Origin of the sequence: Priestia sp. FSL H7-0729 (assembly GCF_038005685.1) — a bacterium.
Taxonomy (GTDB): domain Bacteria; phylum Bacillota; class Bacilli; order Paenibacillales; family Paenibacillaceae; genus Paenibacillus.
Window position 1 is genome coordinate 76753 of sequence record NZ_JBBOTQ010000011.1, and the last position, 12477, is coordinate 89229.

Below are 12477 nucleotides of genomic sequence, written 5' to 3' on the forward strand. Positions count from 1 at the left end.
CACTGGCTTAAAAATAGATGAATGAACCGTTAAGAGAGACTAAAAAGGCCCGAAACAGGTGAATTTTCTGTCCCGAGCCTCTATATAAGATCGCATTATCTTCTTGTAACCATATCAACATTCCGTTTAGATTTGAAAATAGAACGTACCATCCGTGTGCTGCTCTTGCTTCACTACTTCACGTCGAATTAACTCCTGCAAGTGGGCCAACGTCTCGCTCATCGCAAATCGCAGTTGATGGGTACCAAGCCGATTGCCAAACATGTATACACAGATGTCATACGCACTCGCTGGTGACTCCAGAATTCTCTCCGTCATCTTCTGAAGACGTTCTTCATGGTGTAAGAGCAGTTGAACGGTCCGTTCGTTAAATGTGGAAAAAGGATTCCGATGCCCTGGATACGCCTGCTTGACATTCAACTTCCCGAGACGTTGTAATCCTTCCATATAAGACAACAATGGCACAGGGTCACTGCCGGGTTGCAGACTGATATTCGGTGAAATCTGTGGCAAAACTGCATCTCCGCACAGAATCTCCATGGTCTCCGGCGCATAAAAGGATAAATGGCCTGGGGCATGTCCACCCGTCTCCACAGCGACCCAACGTCTCCCGCCCATATCGAGCCACTCGCCATCTTCAATGGGAATGACATTCGGAAGTGGCGTGATCTGCGTAGTAAAGGCCTTCATATGTTCATGTATCTGCTCAGTCATGTCTTCCGGCATACCATGACGACCATAATATTCAGGTAATATGGTATTGATGTGTGAATTAGGTCCCCACATATAATCAGCCTCTTGACGGGAGCGTGTGGACATTCGAACGGGTGCCCCCGACATCTGTTGCATCCAACCTGACAACCCAAGATGATCCGGGTGATGGTGGGTCAATACAATTTGACGAATATCACCAAAGGTCAGGCCGAGATCTGCCAGCGCTTCATTCCACTCCTGTTCTGTTTCCGAATTACGTGGTCCCGGATCTACAATGGTTATCTTTCCATCTGATTCTGATAATACATAACTGTTCACCCATCGCAAGGGAAACGCCATGCTGATCTTGATCCGGTGCATGCCCTCCGTCATGGATATCTCTTCTGTTCGCTTCATGTTATCCCCCTTCCTGACGGCCTCTGTTCACTCCACAGGACGACGACCCACAAAAATCATGCGCGGAGAAGTTTGCTCGTCATATTTCTCTTCATTATAGCCGCCATGAACCTGATCTACCTGAAGCCCAGCTTCACTTATCAGCTCACTCAGTTGATCCTTTGTGTACAACTTCACACGCTCCTGATATGCCCGCGGTTCATGTCCGGATGCGGTATCCGTAATACGAATCTCCTTCTGCACAAATCCATCCTCAATCTTGCGGAACTCTTCAATTCGCTGTCCTTCATCCTCTCGAACCGAGTGCGGTACCAGATGACGAGTCACATAAGCCGTGTTCATAAAATCAATAATATAGCTGCCACCCGGCCGAAGCATCCGATGAATGGCACATAAAACTTTCAGTTGTTCTCCGTCCTCCAGGAAATAACCAAACGATGTGAACAGATTGACTACAGCGTCGAATCCACCTTTCAGAGGGAGTTCACGCATGTCTGCATGGCACCAGGTTACTCGGTGTTCGGTGTCCATGAGGCTCGCTTCACGTAAAAGCACATCGGACAGATCAACTCCCGTCACTCGCAGTCCTGCATCAGCAAGTGCCAAGGAGTGTCGTCCCATACCGCAGCATAGATCCAATACTTCAGCATTAGGCTCAAGCTTCAACCAATTGATCATTTTATGTACTTCCTGATAGGCACCGTGCACATCCCGGTGCTTGTATACGAGAAGATAATCTTCTCCAAAACTCTTTTCATACCATTCCGTCATTCAATCTCGCCCTCCACATAGTCATCGGCCCTCTATCTGTAGTGCGCTTTGTGCAGGCCTGGTGATTTCCCCTAGCTTTAATGTATTGTAACGTCTTTATTCTGCAAACTCAAAAAATCCCAGTACATTACCTACATTGAAGAGCCCAAATGTAGACGATATAATGTTAAGCATACGCATACCCCTGCGAATCGGTTAATTATAAGAGGTTGTTCATAAAGCAACAGGAGGTGTTCTTATGATTCACATCGGACTTACCGGATGGGGGGATCAGGAAGATCTCTATCCGAACCGTACCAAAGCCAAAGACAAGCTCAGTCTATACGGTCAATACTTCTCCACCGTGGAGGTGGATAGTTCCTTCTATGCCGTACAGCCGCGGGATCGCATGGCTCGATGGGCTGCTGAGACGCCCGAATCCTTTGCTTTTATCATCAAAGCCTATCAGGGAATGACCGGACATTTGCGAGGCAAACCCTACTTCACCAGTACGTCGGAGATGTATAAAGCTTTTCGGGAATCACTGGAACCTGTCATAGAAGCCGGCAAGATGCAGGCAGCCTTATTTCAATATCCGCCCTGGTTCGAATGTAATAAGGACAATGTGAAAGAGCTTCGTGAAGTAAAACTTCGCATGGAGGGAATTCCATGCGCCCTGGAATTCCGGCATCGCAGCTGGTATGAAGATGACATGCGTGAGCGAACACTTTCGTTCATGAAGGAGCAAGGCTGGATTCACAGCGTCTGTGACGAACCTCAGGCGGGTTTAGGCTCCATTCCCATCGTGCCCCAGGCCACCGATTCGCACATGACACTGGTTCGCATGCACGGGCGCAATGTGTCCGGCTGGCATCAGAATGGTGCGCCCAATTGGCGCGAGACCCGTTATCTGTACCGTTACAACAAGGATGAGCTGTTGGAGTGGAAAGGTTATCTGGAACAATTGCAGGAGCAGAGTAAGGACGTCTATGTTATTTTCAACAACAACTCCGGTGGCGATGCAGCGGCGAATGCCCAGATGATGATGGATCTGCTGGACCTGCCGGTGAAGCCTTTTCCTGACCGTACTGAACCCGAGAAGGAAGAAGGACCGGAGCAGCTGGAATTATTTTGATCCGTGTTTACGATGTAGTTATTCATATAGTTGGGTGAAGTAAAATTATAATCAGCTAAAAGCGGCAAGCCCGAAGGCATTGCCGCTTTTTTCAGCACGTTATCCATATCTACTATTGCGATTGACTTCACTGAATTTATTGAGCTATCCTTTCCCGTTAGCTTAACAAAAAATTCGCTCCTTTAAGATATTTCACAAAATAATGTTGAATAACGGATGGGAAATTTTGTACCAAGGGTTGGTGTTCTTTTGGATTTAGAGAATGGAATGCGAAAGTCCTTATTATTGACCAAATAAAAAATGCCTCTAATAATTCTAAATAATTTTCTTGTAGCTGATTTACTTTGCTATACGATGAAATAAATACTTTCCTATTTTCAGATGAAAGATGCATACATGTTTCAGCCATATCAAATAAATAAAACCCATATCCACAATTCGAAAAATCTATGGGTCGAGGAATATCTTCATAAAAAACATAGTTACTCTCATGAAGATCTGAATGAATAATTCCCCAATTATTCAGCAATGGTGTATGACTGTGTATCGCATCTGCTATTTTATGTGCTGACTCTTCCACATGAACAAACGCTTCGCTTGAGATAAGCTCTAAATTAACTAACTCTTTTAATTGATGAAGTGATGAATATAAGTGATTGGCATTGTATAGTGGTCTATCAAAACCTTCAGGTTCATTCCACTGCATTGAATGTCTATGTAAAGCAGCCATTAAGAGAGCCAGATTCTCAGTTTCGTTACTAGTGGGCTCTCTATTAAGCACGCTTCCATTAACCCAATGCTGCATAGTCACGATGAATGTATTTCCGCTATGGTCAGTGGATATTTCTGTTACCAGATCACCTTGAAGATTTCTTACAGGTGCGGGTACAACGAGATTTGTATCTCTAACCAAAGCTTCAAGCCAAATAAGCTCTGATGCGATATTCCCTTTTGATTTAATGGAACTCGTTGCGGTATGGATTTTGATAAGAAACGTTTGATTAACATCGTGGGTCTGAACTCGAAAAGTAACATTATCACTCTTTCCAAGGTACACAAGTTCTTCCCATATGATTGGGTATTGACGTAACGCTTCTTTCGCCACCACCGTATAACTCTCTTCAGAAAACATAGTATCCACTCCAGTTATAGTGATCTCCACTTCACAATTTACCAAGTTAGCGCAATGCTTTCGCCATTTAACTTATTCAAACTCTTTGTGTATAAGGTCAATGATTCATATAATGGGCATATAGTTCTTCGAAGGTTGTAAACCGTTCGACTTCTCTGCCGACCTTATCATATTCCTCTAGATATTCATCCATCACTTCAAGGAACTTCTCTTTCATAACTGGTAAATTACTTGCATCAAAGTACTGCATCATATCAAATTTCTTAGTTCCATTTTCCCGAGACATTTCATCAAGATACCCTTGTGCTCCATAGACCGAAAGAAAGACGTAGGAAGCATCGTTCGTCATAACACTGTTCAGAATTTTATTGCGGTAGTTGCACCACAATTCTTCATATGTTCCCCTCAGATTATCATAGGTCGGGGCAGATTTAATTATGAAGTTATCACACATCGTGTTATATAATTTCGTAACGCTATTCAACATATTAAAAGAGGTTATTCGGATATCTTCAATGGTATGAGCTTCGATGATTGACATGTATAAGGAATCAAGATCATCAGGAACATAGCGAAACGAGCGGATCTCTTCCAAATAACGCTTGATTCCTCGCTTGATGCACGTGTTATTCATATTAACCAAGGCATTGACTAGATTGTACAGAACATCGGCAGATGCATGTCGCACAGAACCAATATCTTCACCTAGCATCGTATCGCTGTAGGCTTGTTTGGCCAGATCGATCCATTTTTTTGCTCGACCAAGACACGCTTCCCCTACCGGGTTCGCAAGTTCATCAAGTGCTTTTTGCCTGAAGTCGTTCAATTTCTCCAAATCCTCAGGCTTTGCATAGTAGAGTATTTTGAGCTCGGTCAAGCTCGATACGTTGGGACTCTCCAAGATGGATTGCTCTTGTATTCTTGAATCCCATGGCGTGCAATAGATGTCATATCCAACGTCATCTAAGATAAAGCATTTGGATATTTCCCATCCCTTTTCTGTATTATTAATGATAATTAAATCAAGATCGCTCTTCTCGTGATAGTCCCCGCTGCTAAATGAACCTGTAAGCCCAATAATTGCGATATCGTCTATAAAATCTCTTTTTACACGTTCAATCACCATGTTAATGAGTAGTTCATTTCTGTCCAGTAGCTTCTTCTTTATGATTTCATCCATTCGTTGCACCCCTTCGTGATCTGGCCGTCCTTTATCACAACAACCTTAACTTGATTCTATCGATTTAGAGGTGCTGTTAATATGTATAAGTTGATTTAACTCATCTTTGAACAAAATCCGCTAAACCGTCGATATGACGATTTAGCGGATTTCATTAGTTCTTTGTATAGACAATTTTCTTTATGCTTTCGCAGGACAAGAAAAACCGCCCCGCCAACTCCTCTATGCTGACTCCATTGTGGAATAAGGATTTTATCTCAGCGTTTCGAGCAGAGACTCTGCTCTTGCTATGTGTTTTCTCGCCCCACTTTAAATGTGCCTCTTTGGGTTTGGGGATATAAACCAATTCCCCTTGAACGTATTCTTGAATGATACGTAGCAATTCTTCCGGAAAAATAGACTCGGCTTTTGAATATTTCATGGGCCTCACTCCTTATTTAATAAATCAATAAGGTGCAAAGCCAGTTAACAGAATATTACGATTCCTCGTTGGCAATATGAATGTTTCTAAACTCTATGCAAAGCATTGCCATATCCTCCACTGGCTTTGCATAGAGCCATGCATGTAAATACCCTACCCCGATTGTTTTCAATAGCCTCACCTCCATAGAAAACAGATAGTTGTTATGTGCTATTATATCAGAGCTTGTTGTTCAAGTGTTTAAAGAGGAGTCGCCCTATAGGGACTCACGGCACCAAAATTTTAAGCATTTTCTGAAATACTTATGGGTAAATATCTGATCCTTTTTTGGGTTAAGCCTCAGATCGATGCCTCGCGTAGCTGCTGGTTCATCTTATGTGCTTCAATGCCTGCCAAGAGCACAATGCCGATTCCATGGGTATCGTTCAGATTCCACCCCAGATCATCGCGATAATACAAGGCAGTAAACGAGTACCCTGAACCCCGGCATACCCCATATACATTGCCCTTGTAGTCAATTGACAAGCGCGTCATGCCCTCCCATCCTTTGCGTACCGCCTCCAAATAAGGCTCCGGCTGTTCCAGCCAACCTTCCCGAATGCCACGAGCATAAGCGTAAATGAACATGGATGTGCAGGAGGTTTCTTCATACGAATCCGGGCGGTTCAGCACCTGATGCCAAAGCCCATTTTCCCCTTGCAACGCCAAATAACCTTCACTTAAAGCACGATAGAACTGTAATAGTTCCGTTCGTTTCACATGATCATACGGCAGGATAGATAACAGTTCGGTTAATGAGAATAGCACCCAGCCGTTTCCACGTCCCCACGGAATACCTGTCGCCCGACCACGCACAAAATCATACACATGGGACATGATCTGTTGATCGGGAAGGTAGAGGTATTTACGGAACATCAGGAACTGATTGATCGCATCATCCCAGTACGCCCTATCTCCTGTCAACTGACCATAACGCATCAGAAAAGGTGTACTCATGTACAAGTCATCACACCACATCGTCTCCTGACGCATCTCCCCACTGCCACGAACCCGGTAAAAGGCGCCATCCTCCAAACGTTCTTGCTCATCCGTAATGTAGCCCGCAATTCGATCCGCGGTATCTCTTCCCCCACGAATATCACCCAACTCCATCGCAGCAAGCATTGTAGATCCAAACGAACCACAATCATCCAGACTGTCTATCGCAGACAGCTGATTATTGATTCCTGCCGCACCATACCCTTTCCGATCCCACAGACCATAGCGGTCAAATGAAGTACTCAGTTCAATATGTTGCCGTACATACTTAATGTAGTCGTCCCGTCCCAATTCCTGTCCCGTCTGGAGCAGTCCAAGCAAGGTAACACCAAGCGGATAATTCCACTTCCCGTAATGTGTGTTCTCCAGATAGGGACGAACATGGGTGTCGGGCAGGTCTACCCGCCAATATACACCTTGTGCGCCATCATCAAACACGGTATCTGTTCGCACGATGTCAGTGTGGGATGGCTCAGCGCCGGGAGCAAACACACCTGTGTACAGCCAGGGGTCAGAGCACCCCGCAACCGGATAAGGTGATTTTAGTCTCCAGCCTGTGCAACCCGAACTTTCGTCATCTTCCAACGTGAATCCCCAGGAGCCACCTTGTGCCTGGATTTCACCTTTCGCGACCAGATCCCATGAACCGTAACGGCGCGGGAGTTCAACGTGGAAGTTAGTACTGCTTTCAGCAGAGTATATTTCCGTGCCATCCACATATAGAGTCAAAGCACCGTCATGATTGCCTTTTAAAATAATTGGCGTTGATCCCGGCAAGATTACATCCAGTCTCGTCCATGCATAAGCCACGGCGGGTTGTTCCGTACCCAAAATTCGAGCAAATGAACCCTTGCTCTGTTCCTCCCCTGTCCAGCTCCTGCGTGGATACCAGGTAAGACCTGTTTCTTCTTCCGTCATGCCGTTACGAGGAAGAGACAATACAGGTTCATCGACAGGTTCCGAATATAACCAGCCTTCCTGACCCTGACGATCTGTCCCCGGAGTAAGGAAATGCAGCGGGAAATTCTTGAACGAGGCTGTTCCGTAGATACCGCCGAATCCTACTTCTGTTTTGACAAAACACAGCAACACATCATTCCAGCCATAATTCACGGAAATCGGAATCTGGGTTCTTCGCTCGGGAAATAATTCCTGCAACAACTCCGACTTGAATACCTCTATGCCATTCACATAGATCGTCACTGGACTATAACAGTTCAGGCCTGTATTTAACGTTGTATTCTGCTCGCTCCATAACTTTCCCCATACATACACGTACTGCCCTGCACGCGCCTCTGCACATTTCTCATTCAGATTCAGGTCGTAGCGATAATCCCCCAGCCTGCGAAAACCTCCCTGATGATAAGCTCTGAACAAAAAGGAATGTTGCGGATGATCGCCAATATAACGCTGAGCTACCGTGGTCAATATATCCGGAATTGAATTGTACACCTTACCTGCAATCGCCTCGTTCTCATGGAAATAACGAATGGTCATCAGCTCCCTTCCTTATACCTTGATTCATTCCCTTAGCCGCAATGTCTCCCCGCCCTGCACTTCAACTACCTGCTGATCTGCCGTGAACCAAACCGGGATGGCAGACGGATTATGAATGATGGATCGATCGGCTGAACACTCCAGTCGTTGCACCGCTTTCCAGTAGGCAATCACTTCGATGTTCGTCGCGTACCAGATGTCGTTCCTGCCGCCAATCTGCTTACCGAACTGTTCGATGATCTCCCAGTTGTCGTTGTCATTGAACTCATAACTGTGACCCCAGACGTAGAGTAATAGTGGTGTACCTGTTTTGGAATGCTGGATAAAACGATCGGCATGCCCCGCCAAATCATGATTATGATGACAGGTCGGATGCCATTCAAGCGGCCGGTCTGGCAGTGTGTATCTGCCATGAGACTCAACGGTACGTGCATAATCGATGCCGAGCCACTCCAGCTTTGTACTTAACGTACGGTCGTATCCTCCATTGGGATAAGCCATGCCTCGTACCGGATAACCGACAAGCTTCTCCAGCGCTTTTCGGTCCTCGATAATCTCTTCGGTCAATAATTCATTCGGAACATAAGGCAGCGTAGGATGCGTAACGGTATGAACGGCTACTTCATGTCCAGCGTACAGTTCTGCGACTTCGCCCGAATCAATGCGGCCTGGATTGCCTAGCGTACCCGAGTTCAGATTAAATGTCCCCCGCAGTCCATACTGATTACAGATTTCCACCAGTCTTCGATCATGAATCACTCCATCGTCATAACTGAGCGTGAGCGCTTTCATCACACCGCCTGGATAGCGGTCAAACTGAATACGATGTCCCATCCCCTAATTCCACTCCTTTATCTGAATTCTTCAGCAGGTACATGACCTGCATCCTGTAAGCGATGATGTTCTGAATCAAAATACGTGCCTTCCAGCAAGCCAATCAATGTGTTGGTAATCCGCACCTCAATGTCGTTCTCCCCATGACGCAAACATGTTGTATCTCCCTTCCAGCGATACGGAGACCAGCATCGTATACCCAGACTCTGTCCGTTCACCCGCACTTCCGTTACATCCTGCACCCGCCAATCGCTGAATTCCAGTTCAAACAAGGTAATACCATGCCCAGGCTCATCCACCCAGAAGGTGCGTTTATAACTCATCTCCCCGGCAAAATGAGGATACAACGGCTGAGGTTCAGGTCCGATGCGAAGGGCAGTATCTGACTCCCGTACGAGCGAAGCCATGCCTTCACGATGGAACTCCACCCCGAATCTCCCTTGCAGATACAGAGGATCAACGATACCATCCTCATCTTTCGTCACCTGCACAATCACCGTCATTTCATTGAGACCGCTGTGAAGCCGTTCTGTAATATCACAAGCGATATTATTGTGGTCGGTTATTTCGATTGGATCGAATTGTTCTATTTCGAGCGGTTGCCCGTTAATCTCTATCGACCAAGTGCCCGAAATCGCCGCTCTGTCCATAAATAACAGGCATGCAGGCAATGCTGTTCTCAGCTCAAATGTGGTTGTATAACGGCACTCGATCGGGTAAGCAACGGATGCCTTTTTCGGTGTGCCAAACACCTGATTAAACTGGACTGGCAGATGCTGCTGCTCCGATAATTCTGCCGCCTGATCAATAAACGGTTTCACAGCTATATGCTGGCTTTCCAGAATCACACCATTAGCATTGGAGGCCTGAAGGTGGAAATGCCCCATTCGCAAAATGTTGGGCTGCACCGTGTCCAGTCGCCATGGTCCTTCCGCAGGAATACTGATCTTAGTGGCTTGCTGCACTTCTGCTGAAACATCCGTTTGGAATGTCGAATTTATTGGGTCTGTGACGTCCACCTTCGTTAGTACCGTCTCTACCTTCTTAGGTTGTAAAGTAAGGCGTACAGCATGCGCTTCGAAAGGCGCTAGTGTTAGTGTGATGCACCATTCCCCGCCACTACTCGTATAAGGCAATACCTGAAGCTGCCCTGTCTCCAGATCGAGTCGTTCTGCCAACAGACAAGTATTCTCCGCCAGTTCCTCTCCATCCCACAGCTTTCTGGCGACCAGTTTCAACTGACCCTTTAATTGCTGTCCCTCCTGATTGGTCAAGAAAACCATATGCTCACCAGCCGACAATTGACGGGTATGCATCAACAGGGAGGCGCTCTCTTCCTCCATAATCCAGCAGATGGGTTCGGGCAATACCTGATCGAGCAGGAGGCAGATTAACTCCAGCGAAAAGTCATCTCCTTTCCCCGTTCCTGCGGGTAAGAAATACGCATTGCCCTCACCCTGATGCCACATGGATTCACGGTGATCATGATCAGTTGCCCCACTTCGACCCCAGTACACTTCGTGCGGCTGTTTACCCGCACCAAAGAACTGGGCAGCTTCATCTCCCTCCGGACTTCCCAGCTGGATGGCAATATGCGGAGGCATCCCAACAGAGATGACCGTTCCGCCCTGCTGAACGAATCGCTTCACCTGTTCCCAGGCCGCAGCCTCCAGGTTCAGCATCGGTGGCAGAATCAATACGTCATAACGGGCAACGCCGATCTGAATGATACCATCCGTTAAGTCAGCTTCAGCCAGCAATTCGGGATCAAGGTGATCGTAGTCGCGTCTATTTTCGAGCAGATGGGTCGTGATTCGCATCCAGTCCTTCGTCAGACGATTCAGTTGCACCCGCTCAGCTTCGTCCTCGCCGCTATACTCGAATCCATGCAGCGGATTGCCCATCAGACTCCAGAATGTCGTCGTTGGGTCAAGTACAGCAATACGAATGTCTGCTGCTCCGGTACTCATGAGATAGCTCAATCGTCCAGTGTAATCTCCCAACTGCCGGAAATGCTTCCAGTAGGGATTCTGCAAAAATTGAGACGGCGGTGCATCATGTTTTGCAAGACCACCGATCGTATAGAAAAAGGCGTGAAAGTTATAGAAATTGGTGCCCATGGCGGCCATTCGGTCAATCATCCACTTGGCATCCTGTAGCGTCATGGACCAGCCTACACTGTGAAAACATTCAATCAGATTGCGACTTCGGCCCAGTTGTCTGGCAAGTGAACTGACCATCTTGGGATTGTCACGCATCTTTTGGCCGTAACGTTCCAGAATCCACGATAAGGATCGTCCGATTTTCTCATGTGCCGAATCACCACCTGGCATATGGCTGAACAACTGGGTAGTCATCCGTACGCCAGGTACCTCTGCCGCGTACTGGATTCCCGCTTCCTCACACCAGTCATGCACCTGTTTGTGATAGGACTCCCTGAGAAGCAGATGCAGAGACTGATAATAGTCATACCGAATTCGATGCGCGTCCGGAATATCACCATATAGCAGGGCTGGTAGCGAATCGATCAGACTGTAACCACAACGCTCGCTGAAATAACGGGGAAGCTGTTGGGACCAGGGGATAGGGCCCAGCGGTGCAATCTCATCCGAGAACATGCCTTTGATTACGCTTTCAAATTGATCTCCAACCGCTGACTTATAACGCTCGTGCGTCAGTTCAATAAAACGACTCATCGCGTCCTTGTGGCAAGGATCAACAAAGTTGCCGTAATATTTGAAATCGTCGATCTCCATTTCTTGAAATATAATCAACTCCCAATCACCCGGGGGAACATCCCACAACAATTGAAATGCTGTACGGTAGGTGAAAAACCGCTTGCGGTTATACGATGTGAGTCCTGTTTCCTGATACACCTGATCCGTTTGAATATTACCGATTTTGCTGCGCAGATCGATGGATTCATGCCATAATTTTTTACCCTGTGCATCCTTAGGAATCGCCTTGGCAACCAATACTCGTCCCCATGGCAGCTCCAGATTCACAACTTCTTCGCCCTGAACCACCAGCTGGTGATGCATGAGCTGACGCTGCTTCGCTTCAGGGAAATCAAGGGTCACTTCTCCGCCAGCCATCCCACTTGGATATGGATATTCGTCATATAACCATACCTGCATGCCGTGAGTGGCCGCCGCTTCCACTGCAATCCGCACCTTATCAAACCACGCTTCGGAGAGATAGGGAATTTGCAGTCCTTGACGTGGACAGATAAAGAATCCACCCACGCCTTGCACGGCCATCTCAGCCACCTGCCGCTTAATCTGTTCTTCTTCCATATCCCCGTTCCAGAACCAAAAGGGATGAACCCGGTACTGCGCCTCGGGATTTTTAAATGCATCCCCGTTCCACATGTCGCCTTC

Annotated in this window: 9 protein-coding genes; 1 reads left to right on the forward strand and 8 read right to left on the reverse strand. The window is 46.8% G+C overall.

Translation table 11 applies throughout. The annotated features are described in order from the left end of the window. Positions 1-126: 126 nt before the first annotated feature. On the reverse strand, positions 127-1110 hold the full coding sequence (locus MHH93_RS21610; protein WP_500055695.1) for an MBL fold metallo-hydrolase: 984 nt from the start codon (positions 1108-1110) through the stop codon (positions 127-129). 27 nt (positions 1111-1137) lie between these two features. Beyond that, positions 1138-1881 (reverse strand): class I SAM-dependent methyltransferase, encoded by a 744-nt coding sequence (locus tag MHH93_RS21615; protein ID WP_500055696.1) that lies wholly within the window; start codon positions 1879-1881, stop codon positions 1138-1140. A gap of 238 nt (positions 1882-2119) precedes the next feature. On the opposite strand from MHH93_RS21615, the gene MHH93_RS21620 reads away from it, so the two are divergent. Further along, on the forward strand, positions 2120-2995 hold the full coding sequence (locus tag MHH93_RS21620; RefSeq protein WP_500055697.1) for a DUF72 domain-containing protein: 876 nt from the start codon (positions 2120-2122) through the stop codon (positions 2993-2995). Positions 2996-3152: 157 nt separating this feature from the next. Here the strand turns inward: MHH93_RS21620 and MHH93_RS21625 are convergent, their stop codons facing one another. The 6 genes from MHH93_RS21625 to MHH93_RS21650 form a co-directional block, all read right to left on the reverse strand. Beyond that, positions 3153-4127, reverse strand: coding sequence for a phosphotransferase enzyme family protein (locus MHH93_RS21625; protein WP_500055698.1), 975 nt, complete (start codon positions 4125-4127; stop codon positions 3153-3155). 97 nt (positions 4128-4224) lie between these two features. Continuing rightward, positions 4225-5307 carry a nucleotidyltransferase domain-containing protein gene (locus tag MHH93_RS21630; RefSeq protein ID WP_500055699.1) on the reverse strand — a complete coding sequence of 361 codons (1083 nt, stop codon included), beginning with the start codon at positions 5305-5307 and terminating at the stop codon, positions 4225-4227. Between the two features lie 154 nt (positions 5308-5461). After that, entirely contained in the window at positions 5462-5728 is a 267-nt protein-coding gene (locus MHH93_RS21635; RefSeq protein ID WP_500055700.1) for a CD3324 family protein, read from the reverse strand. 339 nt (positions 5729-6067) lie between these two features. Next, positions 6068-8263: a glycoside hydrolase family 88/105 protein gene (locus tag MHH93_RS21640; RefSeq protein ID WP_500055701.1), complete on the reverse strand. Its 2196-nt coding sequence runs from the start codon at positions 8261-8263 to the stop codon at positions 6068-6070. 24 nt (positions 8264-8287) lie between these two features. Beyond that, positions 8288-9097, reverse strand: coding sequence for a polysaccharide deacetylase family protein (locus MHH93_RS21645; protein WP_500055702.1), 810 nt, complete (start codon positions 9095-9097; stop codon positions 8288-8290). A 17-nt stretch (positions 9098-9114) separates the two neighbouring features. Beyond that, positions 9115-12468, reverse strand: coding sequence for a glycosyl hydrolase (locus MHH93_RS21650; RefSeq protein WP_500055703.1), 3354 nt, complete (start codon positions 12466-12468; stop codon positions 9115-9117). Positions 12469-12477: the final 9 nt, after the last annotated feature.